Origin of the sequence: Nostoc sp. (genome assembly GCF_036916735.1) — a bacterium.
GTDB lineage: Bacteria > Cyanobacteriota > Cyanobacteriia > Cyanobacteriales > Nostocaceae > Nostoc.
Genome location: NZ_JBALFV010000032.1, coordinates 34,348 through 51,939, shown reverse-complemented (window position 1 = coordinate 51,939; position 17,592 = coordinate 34,348). Strand labels below are relative to the sequence as shown.

The window sequence follows — 17,592 nt, the reverse complement described above, 5'->3', positions numbered from 1 at the left end:
CTGGGCGATCGCAAGTCGTGGTCAAACTTATTGCTCAATGGAGCGTTACACGGAAGCTCTAGAAGATTTTGACCGCGTGATTGAACTTAACTCTAAATCTACCTGGGCGATCGCAAGTCGCGGTGAAACTTATCGCTTAATGGAGCAATACACGGAAGCTCTACAAGACTTTGACTGCGCCATTGAACTTGACCCTAAACTTGACTGGGCGATCACACTTCGCGGTGAAACTTATCGCTCAATGAAGCGATACACGGAAGCTCTACAAGACTTTGACTGCGCCATTGAACTTGACCCTAAACTTGACTGGGCGATCGCACATCGGGGTCAAACTTACCGCTTAATGGAGCGTTACCCACAAGCCCTAGAAGATTTTGACCGCGCCATTGAACTTAACCCCAAATCTGCCTGGGCGATCGCAAGTCGCGGTGAAACTTATCGCTTAATGAAGCGTTACCCAGAAGCCCTAGAAGATTTTGACCGCGCCATTGAACTTGATCCCAAATATGCCTGGGCGATCGCACTTCGCGGTGAAACTTATCGCTCAATGAAGCGATACACGGAAGCTCTACAAGACTTTGACTGCGCCATTGAACTTGACCCTAAACTTGACTGGGCGATCGCAAATCGCGGTTATACTTACCTGATGCTAAAGCTATATAATGAGGCTCTTGCAGATTTTAACCGCGCTATTGACTTAGATTCTGACAGTAATTGGAAATTGTATAATCGTGCTTTAGCCTACCAAGCCCTTAACCAACCAGATAAAGCACGGGCTGACTTAGCACTTGCCATCAAGCTTGCTAAACAGGATTACGAAAAAGATCCCCAAAACTGGAATAATGCCTTTAATTTAGCCCTTTACTATTTAGCTGCTCAATATAATCAACCAGCAGAGCAGTTATATCGCTATGTTTTATCTCAAAGTGCTTCCTTAGAGCGCATCCATGCAGCTATCCAACATCTAAATGATTTTTTAACCGTCTTCCCTGACCATGTGCAGGCTACATCCATGCGACAGTTGTTGCAGTCTTCTCTAACTTAGGTTATGTAATTTTCAGTAGAAATATTAAGCGATCGCCTTTATAACTGTGTCCTTCTAATGAGAGGCTGTAGGCGATCGCTTTGTTGTTAGGCTGTGGGTAATTGATCGTAAGATTCCGGTTCAATATTTGGTACTTTTGCTAAAACTGCATCGTATTTTTCTCGACTGCCTCGCTTTGCCAACTCCCTTAGATAAATTTCAGTTGTTAGTGCAGCGATTTTCTCCGCAACTGCTGTCGCCACAAACTGATCAATAGAAATGCCGTCTTGTTTGGCAAGTTCCTGCAAACTTTTGTACAAAGAGTCAGGAAGCTGGACGCTCAGGTTGCTCATGACAATGCTCCAATAGATTGCAAAAACTCCGCAGGTGTCAATATTTTTATCCCAAACTGCTCAATGCCATTAAAGTCACGAGCATTATATGTTATTACGCTATCACATCCCGCCTTGACTGCTAACTCCAGCACCATATCGTCTTTCGGATCAGGCAAGTAAGGTCGCCAGAGAAAGAAAATCTGATGCTGCGTTGCAACCGAGCAATGAAACTCGATAAATTCTTCAATGTCTAGTGCAGTAACATACAGATTTGGGAGTTCCCGCGATAATACTTCTTGATACTCCAAAACCAGTGGAACTGAAAGATGGATATCAAAAACACCTGTACCCACGAGCGTCAGCAGACGGAAAGCACTTCCTCGTTGGGAACGCAGACCAGCAACGATAACATTTGTATCAAGGACAACTTGTGGAACTGCCATAGAGGCATGATACTGGCTCTCACTTTAGGAATCAATGCTGTTTTGCAGTTCTAATACCAATTTAAAAATGATTACGAGGGATTTTACCTTTGGGATGACAAGCTGCATTGCGTAGGCTAGCAAGAACCGCAGGCATCGCTCAACCCAATTGAATACAAACAAATATTAAGCGATCGCTACTACTACTTTGCCTTGCTCATGACAAATCGTAGGCGATCACTTAATTTGAAACTCTTACAAATACTGGACTAAAACTGAATGCCGAGTATTAATGGAACACACTTAATGAAGATATTATGAAGCTTTTTCATGAAAATGTCAAGATTTCGCTATTTTTTCAGAAAAACTTAGCATTAAATATCGCCGCTTCCCTTAAATTTTCAGACTGTCTTTCTAAATTATTGTCACCAAAATGCTTATCCATCAAGGCCGGGACTTGTGTAGCTTCAATTCGGCTATGACGAGTTTTATCTGGCATAACTAGGTTAGGTCCAGCTTTACAATTCTTCATACAACCAGTGCCCTTGATTGTAACTTGGTCTTCTAAACCGCGATCGCTCAAAGCTGCCTCCAACGCCTGACAAACTGCTTTACCACCACGTTTTATGCAATCAGACTTTTGACACACCAAAATAGTAGCTTTAGTTTTAGCTGGTTTTACCTTGGCATTATCAATAGACGGGGGTTCTTGCACTGGGGTAGCCATCTGAATCCTCATGTCAGAACGCGCCGCCATTACCCGTTCAGCCTTCAGAGTAACAGTACCATCCTTTAAATCATGTTTTTTGTAACCAACAACTTGCAACCAAGTACCTGGTGGTAAGCGCAAGTCAAAAGCAGCCCGTAAATGTTTAGCCAGTTTAATATAAGATTCACCTTCATGAGTCCTCAGCATTAAGCCTTTAAGCTTGTACCCATCTTTAATAACAAAATCTATAAATCTGCCCTCAAAGCAAAATTCTGATACTTCTATATTGTGAGATCCACCCATTTTTTAACCTCCTTTTAATTAATACAAGCTATCAAGCGAGATATTCTCAGCAGCTAAAGATTAGAACTATTGGTAGCGACTTTTCCAGCAACACTCAAGAGTCCAAATCTGGTCTTGACGGGAGGCTGTTAATCGCCGTATCACACTCCAAAGTTGAACAGCTGTCATAGGAGAGCCAATTTCAACTTTCAATGGCTGGTTAGCCGTACAACTACAGGGAATGTCTAACTCCTTTAGGCGTTGATAGACTTGCCAGCGATCTGCCCAATTCACCTCTACAAAGTGGTTGCTTTCTATTTCTGAACTAAACGATTTCAAGAGAATTGCCCTCAAAGTGCAACAAACTTGCAGTAACTACTGCGATTTAACTCTCTGCTTTTTGAAAGTCTGAGAAGTTTAATCTCTTTAAACCAGCATACCTTAAGTGCAAACAATTCTCAGTAATTTTTGAAAAAAATCAAATTATTGTAGCTATCCCATGCTGATAGGGGGAAGAGGACAAGGGGATAAGGAGAATTGGGGACAAAGAGAAAGACTTGTTGCAAGTTCTCACCTTTTGTCTCCTTGTCTGCTTGGCCCACTGCTCTTATTCAGAAATATACATTTTTAGTCCATTTTGTCAATGGTAATGATAAAATTATGCAACTTGATCAGCGTGCCATCATCTAGAAAACAATAAACCTGAGATTTTTAGTAAGCAAAAATACAAAATCTTGAGATGGCGAATTGGCTTGCCCTTATTATTAAAATGTTAATATGTTAAGAATAAGCAGTTAAAATCTATAACTGTAAAGAAGAGAGGAACACAATGTCTGAAACGCAAACCTTGTTACGGAATTTTGGTAATGTATATGACAACCCTGTGTTGTTGGATCACAGTGTAACTGCTCCAGTAACAGAAGGATTCAACGTTGTATTAGCTAGTTTCCAGGCACTATACTTGCAGTACCAAAAGCATCATTTTGTAGTTGAAGGCTCAGAATTTTACTCTCTGCATGAGTTTTTTAACGAAAGCTACAACCAAGTACAAGACCACGTTCATGAAATTGGAGAACGTTTAGATGGATTGGGTGGCGTGCCAGTAGCGACCTTCAGCAAATTAGCAGAATTAACCTGTTTTGAACAAGAATCTGAAGGCGTATATTCCTCTCGTCAAATGGTTGAAAATGACCTAGCTGCCGAACAGGCAATTATTGGCGTAATTCGTCGTCAAGCTGCTCAGGCAGAGAGTTTAGGCGATCGAGGCACACGCTATCTGTATGAAAAGATTTTGTTGAAAACTGAGGAACGTGCATATCATTTGTCTCACTTCCTCGCTAAAGACAGCTTAACTTTAGGGTTTGTCCAAGCTGCTCAAAGCTAAAACTCTCATAATCTAGATTTGTCTACGTAGACTGAAACAAAAAGTTAGCATCTCTAAACTCTTAAAATATTATAAAGAATGGCAGAAGATGATATCCCTATCTCTCTGCCATTTAATTTAAGTAAACATAATTACATAATATTTAACGTTGGTAATATTTAGCAACTAGATAGTTAATAAAAATTTTTAGTTAAGAAATTTATTTATATTTAATAATTAGATAGATATATGTCAATATAGATAACCAACCCTTGCCAAATTTTACCAACTTAAATAATAAAGATTCGCAAAAACTTTAAATATCTTAGCATCGCAATTAAATAAAATTAGAAATACAAAATAATCATTAGGCATTAGGTATTGGTTATTAATTCTTCTCCCCCCTGCCTCCTTTACTCCCCACTCCCCTTTGTCATCAAACTTAGAAAACTTAATAATAAAAAGCACGAGAGGGGATAAAGACCCTTAAAATAATCAGGATTTGTATTCTCGTATTCCAAGGCAACTACTATGCCCCGCCGTGATGACCTCCGGAAGATTCTACTGTTAGGCTCTGGCCCAATTGTAATTGGACAAGCCTGTGAGTTTGACTACTCTGGCACTCAAGCCTGCAAAGCACTGCGAGAAGAAGGCTATGAAGTGGTTTTGGTCAACTCCAACCCTGCAACAATTATGACCGACCCGGAAACGGCCGATCGCACTTACATTGAGCCGTTGACACCTGAATTGGTCGAAAAAGTCATTGAGAAAGAACGCCCTGATGCTCTTTTACCAACAATGGGAGGACAAACCGCCCTCAACATCGCCGTTGCTTTAGCCAAAAATGGGGTGTTGGAAAAGTACGGCATTGAATTAATCGGTGCTAAACTACCAGCCATTGAAAAAGCTGAAGACCGAAAACTTTTTGGTGAAGCAATGGCAAAGATCAAAGTAGCCGTATGTCCCAGTGGCACAGCCGAATCTTTGGAAGAAGCCAAAGCTGTTGCCCGCCAAATTGGTACTTATCCCCTAATTATTCGTCCAGCTTTCACAATGGGTGGAAGTGGCGGTGGTATTGCTTACAACCAAGAAGAATTTGAAGAAATGGCACAGGTAGGTATAGATGCCAGCCCCGTTTCGCAAATTCTCATTGACCAGTCTTTACTCGGCTGGAAAGAATATGAACTTGAAGTAATGCGTGATTTGGCAGATAACGTGGTAATTATCTGCTCCATCGAAAACCTTGACCCTATGGGCATCCACACTGGAGACTCCATTACCGTCGCTCCCGCGCAAACCCTCACTGATAAAGAATATCAAAGGCTGCGGGATATGGCAATTAAAATCATCCGCGAGATCGGTGTGGAAACTGGCGGTTCTAATATTCAGTTTGCTGTTAATCCGATTAATGGGGATGTGGTTGTAATTGAGATGAACCCCCGCGTTTCCCGTAGTTCGGCTTTATCTTCTAAAGCTACTGGTTTCCCGATCGCTAAAATGGCCGCAAAATTGGCTGTGGGCTACACCTTGGATGAAATTAAGAATGACATCACCAAGAAAACTCCGGCATCGTTTGAGCCGACAATTGACTATGTGGTGACAAAAATCCCTCGCTTCGCCTTTGAAAAATTCCCCGGTTCCGACGCAGTCCTAACAACCCAAATGAAATCAGTCGGGGAAGCAATGGCAATTGGGCGGACATTTAACGAATCCTTCCAAAAGGCGCTGCGATCGCTCGAAACTGGACGCGCTGGTTGGGGTTGCGATCAAGCCGAAAAATTACCCAGTGGTGAACAAATCCGCGCCCAACTGCGGACACCTAACCCCGATCGCATTTTCTCTGTGCGCCATGCCTTCCAACTAGGGATTAGTGCTGAGGAAATCTACGAACTAACTGGTATTGACCCTTGGTTCTTAGATAAATTTCAGCAACTCCTAGATATCGAGAAATTCCTCAAGCGGACACCTTTGCAACAATTGACAAAAGAGCAACTTTATGAAGTGAAGCGGGACGGATATAGCGATCGCCAGATTGCTTATGCCACCAAAACCACCGAAGATGAGGTTCGCGCCTACCGCAAGTCACTAGGAATTATCCCAGTTTATAAAACCGTAGATACCTGCGCTGCTGAGTTTGAAGCGTTTACTCCCTACTATTATTCTAGCTACGAAGAAGAAACAGAGGTTTTGCCAGCAACCAAGCCAAAAGTATTAATTTTGGGTGGTGGCCCCAACCGCATTGGGCAGGGAATTGAGTTTGACTATTGTTGTTGTCACGCCGCTTATGCTTTGAAGAAAGCGGGGTATGAGACGATTATGGTCAACTCTAACCCAGAGACAGTTTCCACAGACTACGATACCAGCGATCGCCTTTACTTTGAGCCTTTAACAAAAGAAGATGTCCTTAACATCATTGAAACTGAAAATCCAGTCGGAGTCATAATCCAGTTTGGCGGACAAACACCACTGAAATTAGCATTACCGTTACAGGAGTATTTGCAAAGACTGGGGACACTTCGACAAGCTCAGTGCATCGCTGGGGAGATTTCTCAATCCCCAATCCCCAAGATTTGGGGTACATCACCAGATTCCATCGACATGGCAGAAAACCGGGAGCGGTTTGAAAAGATTCTCCAACAGTTGGATATTGCCCAACCGCCTAATGGTATCGCTCGGAGTTACGAAGATGCGCTGATTGTCGCCAAACGCATTGGCTATCCGGTGGTGGTGCGTCCCAGCTATGTGTTAGGGGGACGAGCGATGGAAATCGTTTATTCTGATTCTGAGTTGGAACGCTACATGACCTTTGCGGTACTAGTGGAACCAGAACATCCGATTTTGATTGATAAGTTTTTGGAAAATGCGATTGAAGTTGATGTAGATGCGATCGCCGATCATACCGGACGGGTAGTGATTGGTGGCATCATGGAACACATCGAGCAAGCAGGGATTCACTCAGGAGATTCCGCTTGTTCCTTACCTTCCATTTCCTTATCACCAGCAGTTCTCAATCAAATTCGCACTTGGACAGTGCAGCTAGCGCAAGCGCTGTCAGTCGTAGGGTTGATGAATATCCAATTTGCCGTTGTCGGCGCAAGCAGTTATTCTCCCCAAGTTTACATTCTCGAAGCCAATCCCCGCGCCTCGCGTACAGTGCCCTTTGTTTCAAAAGCAACAGGCATACAGTTGGCGAAACTAGCATCCTTAATTATGTCAGGTAAAACCTTAGAGGAGCTACATTTTACCGAGGAAGTCATTCCTACACATATTGCTGTAAAAGAAGCTGTATTACCCTTTAATAAATTTCCAGGAACTGATACAATATTGGGCCCAGAAATGCGATCCACTGGTGAAGTGATGGGGATTGACAGCGACTTTGGCCGTGCCTTTGCCAAAGCAGAAATGGGTGCTGGGGAGCGTTTACCATTAAGTGGAACTGTATTTGTATCAATGAGCGATCGCGATAAAGCGTCTGCCAGTAGTGTGGTCAAGGAATTTATCGATTTGGGCTTTACAGTGATGGCTACCCTTGGTACACGGCGAGTTCTTCTCGAACAGGGATTAAATATTGAATTAGTGTTAAAACTCCATGAAGGTCGTCCCCATGTTTTAGATGCAATCAAGAACCAGAAAATCCAACTTATTATTAACACACCTTCAGGAGAAGAAGCCCACACTGATGCTAGGTTAATCCGCCGCACAGCTTTAGCTTATAAAATTCCTATCATTACTACCATCGCTGGCGCAAAAGCCACCGTCGCCGCCATCCGTTCTTTACAAAATACGACTTTGGACGTAAAAACCATTCAAGAGTACTGCCCGATTGCGAGGGAGTAGGGACTGGGGACTGGGGAACTCGGGGCCCCCACGGAGTGGGGATTAGGGGCATGGGGACTAGAAAAAAGTTTTTTAAATACTCAATATCTAATATCCAATGCCCAATTTCCAATCCCCAATACCCAATATTCAATACCTAATACCCAATCACCAGTCCCTAGTCTTTAGTCCCCATTCCCCATCCCCCACTCCCAGCAAAAATTAAGTAATTCTTATAAGAGAATGACTATAGTTCTCATTAGAGATATTTTAACAAATATGAGGAAAATTATTTGAACCTGAGAATTTATCAAGTTAACTTCTAGTCAGCCTGGAGAGAAAGGGCGACGTTGCCTGAACTGGAACAACCAGGAAATTTCATGTCGCCATCTAGCCAAAATATTCTCATAAATGTTACAATTGTTAATAAGACTCCAATAGAAAAATGTTTAAGAAGCTACCTTTTATCTAACTGTAGATACTTGTAAGAAGTAGGAAATAACTGTAACTTTTAGCAGTTAAGAAGCCTAAATTTGATTATTATGAGCAGCCGAGTTTCTCGGATGTGTAAGTTGCAAACCATAGCATAAGTTCCCAGTCTGACTGGGTAGTACCCTAAAAAAGCATCTATCCCTTAATGACCCTACCGCCAAACCCATCATTACCAAAGAGTAGCGCCATGAAGACCGCTCAGACAGCCACAGACCTCGTGCGGACTTACCTGCGTGAGATTGGCCGTGTGCCACTCTTAACACACGAGGAAGAGATTTTCTATGGTAAACAAGTGCAACGTTCCTGCGCTTTGCACGAATCAAGAGAATCTCTTGCCACCCAGTTAGGTCGTCAACCGACTTTAGAAGAATGGGCCAAAGCGACAAATCTAGAATCAGCACAGTTGAACGAAGCGATCGCAGATGGTGAGATTGCCAAGCGTAAGATGGTAGAAGCCAATTTGCGGCTGGTAGTTTCCGTTGCCAAAAAGTACATAAAGCGCAACGTCGATTTACTGGACTTAATCCAAGAAGGTAGTATTGGTATGCAACGCGGCGTAGAAAAGTTTGATCCTACCAAAGGGTATAGATTTTCTACTTATGCCTATTGGTGGATTCGGCAAGCTATTACTCGTGCGATAGCCGAAAAAGCCCGCACCATTCGGCTGCCTATCCATATAACTGAAAAATTAAATAAAATTAAAAAGGCACAGCGCCAATTGTCTCAAAAATTGGGACGCGCTCCGACAGCTGGCGAGCTAGCTCAAGAATTAGAATTGACCCCCAAACAAGTGCGAGAGTATCTAGAAAAGGCGCGTTTGCCCCTTTCCTTGGATTTGCGGCTGGGTGACAATTACGACACCGAACTTGGAGAAATGCTGGAAGATCCAGGAGCATCTCCAGAAGAATTTGTCATGCAATCTTCCCTATCTTATGACTTAGATCGCCTGATGGGTGACCTGACGCCACAACAGAAGGAAGTGATCACGCTGCGCTTTGGCTTAACTGATGGGCAAGCCCTGACACTGGCTAGAATTGGTGAAATCCTGAACATCAGCCGAGAACGAGTCCGGCAAATTGAGCGGGAAGCTTTAACCAAACTTCGCAAGTCTAAAGCCAACATGGGTGAATATTTGGCAAGTTAGGAATAGAGACGCGATTAACCCTTGTCTGTACAGGAGTTAGGAGTAGAGACGCGATTAACCCTTGTCTGTAGAGGAGTGAGGAGTTTTTATTAACTTTTCACTCCTTATTTTATTTGTTGGGTGAGAAAATACGCTGACTTTGGTACGGTTACGCCTACTTCCACTCTTTAGCTTGGCTGTTACATTAGTTGACAGGAAGACAAAAGAGCTAGCTAAGTCTAATCCAAAACAGACATTTAATATTTAGATCACAAGCACCACAGCTAGCAGTGGTAGTTAAGGAGCTAAAAAATGAATAACTCATCCAATCGTGTCTCAGAATTTTTCAATAGCGAATCAGAAACTAGTGATTTATTATGGCAGTATGTTAAATCTTTGAGTCCAGAAACAGTTACACAACTATCTAAACCCAAGTCTGCCGAAGTTTTTCAGGTAATGGAACGGAATATTATAGGACTATTAGGTAATCTACCTTCAGAGAGTTTTGGGGTTACTGTAACTACTAGTCGAGAAAGTTTGGGTAGGCTTCTGGCTTCTGCTATGATTAGTGGTTATTTCTTGCGTAACGCTGAACAGAGAATGGATTTTGAAATCGCCCTACAAGGAACTGAAATCAACACCAGTGAAATTGACTAGAAATATAATAGTAAATTCAATATTCTTATTGGGTTTCTAGCTAGTTACAGTAATGGTGATACGAATTTAAAATAAACCTCTGCGAAGTCTTTGCTCCTAATTCCCAATTAAGAATCAGCTAAATCTTTTTAAAATATTCGAAACAATGACAAATTAAGATTGAAATTTAAACGCATAGGGGCTTTGCCGAAACACATACTAGGAGTGCAGAGGTTATTGCAGAAGTTTAGAATGTGGTTTTATATTAACTTATGTAGTTTGGTAATCAGTTGAATTAGAGGCGTATTTCTAAATAATTAATACCCAAGCTAGGTAAACTAACGACAATAAATCATATTCGCAATAAATTCAAACTCGGCAGAGTAATATAAACTCTACCGAGTTTTCTTAGGAGTCAACAGAGTATTTTAAATCAAGGTTAAAAGTTAAAAATTAGAAACTTATTGTAAATTAAAGAGTTTAAAACCCCAACCATTATATTATGTAGCATTAATTACCTTGCGGGATTTTGCTACAATCGGGATTTAAATCTCTGCTTGAAATGTCTTTAATTTTTAATTTTGAATTGTTAACTCTGCCCATCTCCCCATAAACTATGAGTAAAACCAACTCTCTTGCACCGCATAAAATCATTGGTGTTGCAGTAATTTGGAACGATCAAGAGCAAATTTTAATTGATCGCCGTCGTCCAGAAGGATCAATGGGTGGTTTGTGGGAATTTCCTGGTGGTAAAATTGAGCCTGGTGAAACTATCAGCGAGTGTATTCAACGAGAAATTTCTGAAGAACTGGGAATAGTAATTGAAGTAGGAGAGCATCTGATTACTATTGACCACACCTATACAGACTTACGCGTTACTCTCACAGTACATCACTGTCGCCATGTTATAGGTGTTCCCCAACCTTTGGAATCTGATGAAATTCGCTGGGTAACCTTGGAAGAACTAGAGGAGTTTACTTTTCCTAAAGCAAATATTCAAATTATTGCTGCCTTAAAAGGGAGTAGGGAGTGGGGGATGAAGGAGCAGAGGAGAATTGAGGACAAGAGGTGAGAACTTGGAATAAGTCTTCTCCTTGTCCCCAATTCTCCTTGTCCCCTTGTCCTCTTCTTAATGCCCAATACCGTAACAATCTATTAATTGCATTAGGTTGAGTCCCGCAATTTTCTACAATAAGCGCAGGGACTTTGATTAAAGGTGTCAATAAATAAATGCCTAAAACCGTTGCCGATGTGATGAGCCGCGATCCTATTGTTGTCCAGGTGGAAACTCCACTGAATGAAGCTATCCAAATTCTTGCAGAACGCCACTTCAGTGGACTACCTGTTGTGGATGATGTCGGTAAATTGGTGGGTATTATATCAGAAACCGATTTGATGTGGCAAGAAACTGGTGTTACTCCACCTGCGTACATCATGTTTCTTGATAGCGTTATCTATTTAAAAAATCCTGCTACTTATGAACGTGATTTGCACAAGGCTTTAGGACAAACCGTTGGGGAAGTGATGAGTAAAAACCCGATCGCTATTTCCCCTGATAAAACTTTAAGGGAAGCCGCTACAATCATGCACGATCGCAGCGTTCACCGCTTGCCAGTACTTGACGACACGGATCAAGTAATTGGTATCCTCACTCGTGGTGATATTATTCGGGCAATGGCAGCAAGTCAAGATTAGTCATTTGTCATTTGTCCAGAGTTTTTTGACTGTTGACTAATGACTATTTTTTACAACTTTGAAAATCAGGATAATTAGATGAGTATTACTCCGGAGTCTGTTAAGCAATTGCTCAGTTCTGAGAATTCAGGCGATCGCTTACGTGCAGTAAATCAAATCCGCGAACTGGAACCTGCGATTGGCTTTGAATTAATTCAAACTGCTATTGGTGATAGCAATTCCCGTGTCCGTTACTCGGCGGTGAGTCAAATGGATACACTCGGAACACAAGATTTACAGTTATCTTTGGATATCTTGCGCGATCGCTTGCTTCATGACTCTGAAGTAGATGTACAAGCAGCAGCAGCAGACTGTTTGGGCGCTCTGAAGTTACATGAAGCTTTTGAAGACTTGCAGCACCTTTACCATACAACTGGTGAATGGTTAATACAATTCAGTATCATTGCTACATTAGGAGAGTTGGGCGATCCACGAGCCTTTGAACTACTCAAAGAGGCACTTTCATCAGAAAACGAATTAGTCCAAACTGCTGCTATTAGTTCTTTGGGAGACTTGGGAGATTTACAAGCAGTTCCTTTGTTGGCTCCTTATGCTACCAATCCAGATTGGCAAATTCGTTATAGAGTTGTACAAGCCTTGGCTCGTTTAGGTAGTGCAGAAGCTAAATCTATATTAGAAACTTTGGTTAATGATGAAATGGAAGCGATCGCAACTGAAGCGAAACAATCTTTGCAATCAGTTTAAGTCTATCTCAGGTTAAAAAATTCACCTTCAAATAGATTTGTTTGACAAAAGAAAAAATTCGACTTGGTTGAGAAAATTTTGCATTCTAGCCAAATCGAATTGATAAATTAGAGTTACTTTTAGCAACTAAAAGTAACTTTTTTATATTTAGAATTAGGTTTATTGAACGAAACTTTTGCGTCGGCGAGACATAGCCATTACTGCACCTACTGCACCCAAGCCTAATAATGCAGCTGGTTCGGGAACTGTACTTACCGCAAGACCTGTAAAGGTTGCATCAAATGTTTTACCATCATTGTAAGTTGTTTGTGCATTAGTATCTTGAGTAACAAAAGTAATGTATCCTTCTGCATTGGTTTTGTTACCAAATCCATCATCAAAAAATCCAAGGTAATTCACTCTTACACTTGTTCCTGCGGTCTGTACAGAGAATGTCGGGGTATTGAAAGATGTTAAGTTAAATGTATTTGCTCCATCTGTCAGAGTACCAGGGGTTGCAAATACACCTAAGTCAAGAAAAAGAGAACCAGCTGTCAAAGGGTTAGTAGTAACGTTAAATATGTTAGCTGCGTTGAATGCTGTAAAATCTCCACTTTGTAATGCTAATGAGGCTAAACCAGGGCTAGGAGCAAATTGTAAAGATGTTTTTGACACTTTAACCGTAGTTTGAGGAAACCCAGCACCACCGTAATTAAAACCACCATTGAGTGCAGCAGCTTGTGCAGAACTAGCAGAGGTAAACAACCCAGCAGTAGCTAAAGGAATTGCAGCAGTAACAGCTAGAGTTGCATTTAGGAATTTAGATTTAAAATTAATCATTATTGGTTTAGAGTCCTAGTAATAACCTTAAATCAGAGCAATTGCTTTACTTTTAATCTCAGTAATTTATGGAAAATACTGTCAGTGAAAGCATAACTTACGTGATTTATTTCTTATATCCATAAAATCACATAGACTTAGACCCTGCAATATTTACTGAGTGGTCTTCATCACATCTTTAAGGCATTACTATCCTTCATGAAATTTTAATTTCTTATATATGTGCGCTTCGTATATTTCAGGCTCTCTAAGGTTTAGATTGTTGGCGATAGCTCTGGCTTTAAGAAAAGCTGTTTACATTGTCTAAACAAAATAGTAATTTTATATACTTATAATTACTTAACCAGATTGTAAATAAATGGAGTATGGAGTGTATATCTGATAATCTATCTAGTTACAAATACTTAGTAAAACAGTTCCTTTTGTAGAATAAAGGAGAGAACTTTTGTATTTGTATACTATGGATGGTCTTTGTTATAACATTGAATATTTGTAATAAATAGCTAACTGCTAGCTATTTATTACTCTTCTCAAATGTGTCCTTTGAAATGTTAAGAGCCAAATACCTGCGGCCAAGTTGTCACAACAAAAACTACAACTGCGGCGATCGCTAACAACCCTTGAATCAAATTTCCAACCAAAGAGCCGACTACAATTCCTATACCCGCTTTCAGCGCCAACCAGAATTCACGTCGGTAAAGATACTCACCGATAATTGCTCCCAAAAGGGGGCCTAGTAAAATTCCTAACAGTGGACCACCAAAAGGCAATGTTGGTAATAATCCTAAAAAACCCACTACTAAACCGACAATTGCGCCAATTTGCCCCCACTTGCTAGCTCCAGCTTGTTTTGCTCCTACATAACTAGCTAAAAAATCCACTCCAACACTAAGCAGTAAAACTATAACCGTCACAATTAGGGGAATCTTGATAGCTGCAAAGGAACTACTAACGATTCCCCAGATGATAATTGCAATTAAAATTAAGCTGCTACCAGGAATGGCAGGAACTACAGCACCAATGATTCCCACAAGCATTACACCAAGTAATAGCCAATAAATAATTTGCATAAATAGAATTTGTACATTTCTAAATTTACCAGTAGTAGGGGCGCATAGCTAGCTGTACGCCCCTATTGCATATTGTATCTGGGCAAGATGGTGATAAATACTTAAGACTTTCAACCTGAACCAAATATGATTTTCTAGTTCAATCTGTTAAAATTTCTCTCTAGATTGTTCTTGGCTCGTCTTAGGAATTGTCGGTTGTGGGGACTAATTAATTTGCTGGATAGATGCGATTTATATTTAAAACTTACGCAAAAGTATACGCTATAGCGGCAATTCATAAATCCCAAGCCCATAACCATAGGCGTAATGAAGGCACAAGCCTGTTCGTACTGAGTAACTCAACTTCGCAGATACTCCAAAATAAAGCTTAAAACCCATGACGAGAAAAATTTTAACTGGACTGAGTTCAGCAGCTTATGAACACCCTTTTGATCGCAAAGCCTTGGCTTCTTTGCAAAATATGCCTGGTGTTTCTCTGCTACTCAAAAAAATTAACGAATACGGCATTGATCGCTTACTCAGACTGCAAAGCCTTGGTAGTGAAATCAGAATTTCATCCCGTAATTTTCCCCAATTGCATCAGATATTTATAGAAACCTGCCAAATTCTTGATGTTGCTCCACTTCCTGAACTGTATCTGTTTCGAGGTACAGGTCACATTCAAACCTACATTGTTGGCGTTGAAAAACCCCTTGTTGGTATAAATCTAGATGCAATGGAGTGGCTTGGCGCAGATGAGTTGATTTACGTTTTTGGACACGAAATCGCTCGAATCAAGAGTCAGCACATGGTTTATCACCAAATGGCAATTGTTATGCCAAGTTTAAAAAATTTGTTGAGCAGTACCACGCTGGGTGTCGGTGGCTTGGTAGCTAGTGGAATGGAACTAGCTTTGTATAATTGGCGGATGATGGCTAGGTTCACTGCCGATCGCGCTGCAATGCTTGCTTGTCAAGATATTGACGTAGCAACCACTACACTGATGAAAATCGCAGGTTTGCCAGATGATTATTTGACTACTGCTGTAATTGAAGATTTCCTCGTTCAAGCCCGTGAGTTTGCATCGAATAATTTTGACAGTATTGATAAGGTTACCAAAATATTAAGCTATACAGAACCGGGACTTTCTTGGGTAGTTATGCGGGCTGGCGAGTTATTGAAATGGGTTGATTCAGGAGAATATGAAAATGTAATTCAACTGAAAAATTTAAAGATAACAGAAGAAGCCCAAGAAAAAGAAGGGAAGACACCGGAAGAAAAAGAAGGGTGGAATTTTTTGACTTCTTGGTGATTGAATTTTAGATTTTAGATTTTAGATTTTAAATTTTGGACTTCGACTCCTTTCGGCTTCTCTACGAGACGCTGCGCGTAGCTTGCTTCCCCGTAGGGGTACGCTCAAGGCAAGTCGCTCAGTCCTTCGACTTCGCTCAGGAGCCATCGAACGATTTTGGATTGCTAGTTTGAAATTAGATTATAAACTAGCGAATCACCTCAGAGCTAAGGTAACGGCTAATTTATCAGCAATTCCGGCAATCCAGTTTTCATCTTGTTTAGTGTAGCTGCGAGGAGCATTTGCGCCCAAAATTAGAGCGCCTTGGTTACCAATAGGTTGACAAATTACACCTTGAGTATTTTCTGGTAAATAATCAAATTCAAATCTACCTGGATATACTTTTAACGCCACTAGATAAATCGGCTTTTGTTTTTCGAGTACCTGTTTTAAGATTACTCCTGGTACAACCTCAGATTTAGTACCCAGAATGCCGCGACGCAACAAAACTTTACCTTGATAAAAAACTACTAGTGATCGCGTTACTGTATTCGTCAACAATAAATGAGATGCCCAGGCTAGCTCTGTTTTCACGGCTTCAGGTAAATCTGCTACTACAAAACCTTCTTCTCCAATTAGTTCTACAGTATCAGGCGATCGCGGCTGAACTTGCTGCCAAATTAAACCGATCAAAATTAACACCGCACTCAAAATCACACCCACCACATCGCCACGCGATTGAGATTGGGTTAGTTCTGGTGTTAATAAACGGTTAATCAGCAAAAGTATAGCGCCTAGCCCACCCACGACAATGGGTAGACGCCGCAAAACTCGATTAGGATCAGGTTTAGTCATTAATCATTAGTCATTAGTCATTGGTCATTGGGCATTGGACAATAATTAATAGTTTTTCTCCCCCTGCCCCCTCTCCCCCAATCCCCACTCCGTGGGGGCCCCGAGTCCCCCTGCCTCCTGCTCCCCTGCCTCATCTCCTCACTCCTCCCCTGGTTCAATAATGCGCTGGAAAAGATAACCAGTACCTCGTGCTGTCAAAATCAATTCTGGGTTGCTAGGATCATCTTCTAACTTTGCCCGCAAACGAGATATATGCACATCCACTACGCGGGTATCAACATGGCGCTCTGGTGTGTAACCCCAAACTTCCTGCAAAATTTCTGAACGAGAAAAAGCTTCTCCAGAGCGACTGACTAATAACTCTAATAAGCTGAACTCCATACCTGTCAATCGAATCCGCTCATCGCCTTTGTAGACTTGTCGCTTATTCGTATCGATTTTAATATTAGCGACATGGATTACCCCAGAACTGGGAATGCCAGAAGCACCGTTTTTGTCTACTCTCCGCAACACCGAGCGAATTCGAGCTTCTAGCTCTTTGGGGGAAAATGGTTTAACTACGTAGTCATCAGCACCCAATTCTAGACCGGTGATGCGATCGGCCACGTCCCCCAAAGCTGTTAGCATAATAATGGGGACATCTGATTCTTTTCGTAATTCTTGACATACACCATAGCCGTCTAGCTTTGGCATCATTACATCCAAAACTACCAGGTCAGGATCAGTTTTGCGAAAAATATCTAATGCTTCTTCCCCGTCGCCAGCCGTCACTACATCGTAGCCAATCATCGAAAGGCGCGTTTCCAAAATCCGGCGAATGCTGGCTTCGTCGTCTACCACCAAGATTTTTTCTTTATGGCTTTCCAAGTTTCTCAACGCTCCTTTACTAAAAATTTACATGATTAATTTTTAATACCATAATATTAAGATATTATTC

General features: G+C 41.3%; 17 protein-coding genes. 9 read left to right on the top strand and 8 right to left on the bottom strand.

The genetic code is table 11. The annotated features are described in order from the left end of the window. Positions 1 to 37: 37 nt before the first annotated feature. Positions 38 to 1,045, top strand: coding sequence for a tetratricopeptide repeat protein (locus V7L20_RS08065; protein WP_442943512.1), 1,008 nt, complete (start codon positions 38 to 40; stop codon positions 1,043 to 1,045). Positions 1,046 to 1,131: 86 nt separating this feature from the next. On the opposite strand, the gene V7L20_RS08060 is transcribed toward V7L20_RS08065, so the two are convergent. From V7L20_RS08060 to V7L20_RS08045, 4 genes are all read right to left on the bottom strand, one after another. After that, a complete protein-coding gene (locus V7L20_RS08060; RefSeq protein WP_334743567.1) occupies positions 1,132 to 1,377 on the bottom strand; it encodes a toxin-antitoxin system HicB family antitoxin in 246 nt (81 codons plus the stop codon). Further along, entirely contained in the window at positions 1,374 to 1,802 is a 429-nt protein-coding gene (locus tag V7L20_RS08055) for a putative toxin-antitoxin system toxin component, PIN family (RefSeq protein ID WP_334743566.1), read from the bottom strand. Before V7L20_RS08055 ends, V7L20_RS08060 begins: the two co-directional genes overlap by 4 nt. A 337-nt stretch (positions 1,803 to 2,139) precedes the next feature. Then, positions 2,140 to 2,793, bottom strand: coding sequence for a (2Fe-2S) ferredoxin domain-containing protein (locus tag V7L20_RS08050; protein WP_334743565.1), 654 nt, complete (start codon positions 2,791 to 2,793; stop codon positions 2,140 to 2,142). Positions 2,794 to 2,859: 66 nt separating this feature from the next. Continuing rightward, positions 2,860 to 3,111 carry an Asr1405/Asl0597 family protein gene (locus tag V7L20_RS08045; protein ID WP_334743564.1) on the bottom strand — a complete coding sequence of 84 codons (252 nt, stop codon included), beginning with the start codon at positions 3,109 to 3,111 and terminating at the stop codon, positions 2,860 to 2,862. Positions 3,112 to 3,601: 490 nt separating this feature from the next. Here V7L20_RS08045 and V7L20_RS08040 point away from each other — a divergent pair, with 490 nt between their 5' ends. The 7 genes from V7L20_RS08040 to nblB all read left to right on the top strand — a co-directional run bounded on the left by V7L20_RS08040 (position 3,602) and on the right by nblB (position 12,641). Beyond that, complete coding sequence (locus V7L20_RS08040) at positions 3,602 to 4,156, top strand: Dps family protein (RefSeq protein WP_100898647.1); 555 nt, start codon at positions 3,602 to 3,604, stop codon at positions 4,154 to 4,156. 510 nt (positions 4,157 to 4,666) lie between these two features. Then, positions 4,667 to 7,972, top strand: coding sequence for a carbamoyl-phosphate synthase large subunit (gene carB / locus V7L20_RS08035; protein WP_334743563.1), 3,306 nt, complete (start codon positions 4,667 to 4,669; stop codon positions 7,970 to 7,972). A gap of 658 nt (positions 7,973 to 8,630) precedes the next feature. Further along, positions 8,631 to 9,587: an RNA polymerase sigma factor, RpoD/SigA family gene (locus V7L20_RS08030; protein WP_334743562.1), complete on the top strand. Its 957-nt coding sequence runs from the start codon at positions 8,631 to 8,633 to the stop codon at positions 9,585 to 9,587. Between the two features lie 291 nt (positions 9,588 to 9,878). Beyond that, positions 9,879 to 10,223, top strand: a complete 345-nt coding sequence (locus tag V7L20_RS08025) for a DUF760 domain-containing protein (protein WP_334743561.1) — start codon at positions 9,879 to 9,881, stop codon at positions 10,221 to 10,223. Between the two features lie 595 nt (positions 10,224 to 10,818). Continuing rightward, positions 10,819 to 11,274 carry an 8-oxo-dGTP diphosphatase MutT gene (gene mutT, locus V7L20_RS08020; protein WP_334743560.1) on the top strand — a complete coding sequence of 152 codons (456 nt, stop codon included), beginning with the start codon at positions 10,819 to 10,821 and terminating at the stop codon, positions 11,272 to 11,274. Between the two features lie 158 nt (positions 11,275 to 11,432). After that, positions 11,433 to 11,897: a CBS domain-containing protein gene (locus tag V7L20_RS08015; protein WP_334743559.1), complete on the top strand. Its 465-nt coding sequence runs from the start codon at positions 11,433 to 11,435 to the stop codon at positions 11,895 to 11,897. Between the two features lie 78 nt (positions 11,898 to 11,975). Next, on the top strand, positions 11,976 to 12,641 hold the full coding sequence (gene nblB, locus V7L20_RS08010; RefSeq protein ID WP_334743558.1) for a phycobilisome degradation protein NblB: 666 nt from the start codon (positions 11,976 to 11,978) through the stop codon (positions 12,639 to 12,641). A 159-nt stretch (positions 12,642 to 12,800) separates the two neighbouring features. On the opposite strand, the gene V7L20_RS08005 is transcribed toward nblB, so the two are convergent. Further along, positions 12,801 to 13,460 carry a PEP-CTERM sorting domain-containing protein gene (locus V7L20_RS08005; protein WP_334743557.1) on the bottom strand — a complete coding sequence of 220 codons (660 nt, stop codon included), beginning with the start codon at positions 13,458 to 13,460 and terminating at the stop codon, positions 12,801 to 12,803. Between the two features lie 551 nt (positions 13,461 to 14,011). Then, positions 14,012 to 14,530 carry a DUF456 domain-containing protein gene (locus tag V7L20_RS08000; RefSeq protein ID WP_334743556.1) on the bottom strand — a complete coding sequence of 173 codons (519 nt, stop codon included), beginning with the start codon at positions 14,528 to 14,530 and terminating at the stop codon, positions 14,012 to 14,014. Between the two features lie 376 nt (positions 14,531 to 14,906). Here V7L20_RS08000 and V7L20_RS07995 point away from each other — a divergent pair, with 376 nt between their 5' ends. Beyond that, complete coding sequence (locus tag V7L20_RS07995) at positions 14,907 to 15,821, top strand: M48 family metallopeptidase (protein WP_334743555.1); 915 nt, start codon at positions 14,907 to 14,909, stop codon at positions 15,819 to 15,821. A 195-nt stretch (positions 15,822 to 16,016) separates the two neighbouring features. On the opposite strand, the gene V7L20_RS07990 is transcribed toward V7L20_RS07995, so the two are convergent. Together V7L20_RS07990 and rpaB are read right to left on the bottom strand one after the other, a co-directional pair. Continuing rightward, a complete protein-coding gene (locus V7L20_RS07990) occupies positions 16,017 to 16,655 on the bottom strand; it encodes a cofactor assembly of complex C subunit B (protein ID WP_334743554.1) in 639 nt (212 codons plus the stop codon). Positions 16,656 to 16,793: 138 nt separating this feature from the next. Next, positions 16,794 to 17,522, bottom strand: coding sequence for a response regulator transcription factor RpaB (gene rpaB, locus V7L20_RS07985; protein ID WP_100898636.1), 729 nt, complete (start codon positions 17,520 to 17,522; stop codon positions 16,794 to 16,796). Positions 17,523 to 17,592: the final 70 nt, after the last annotated feature.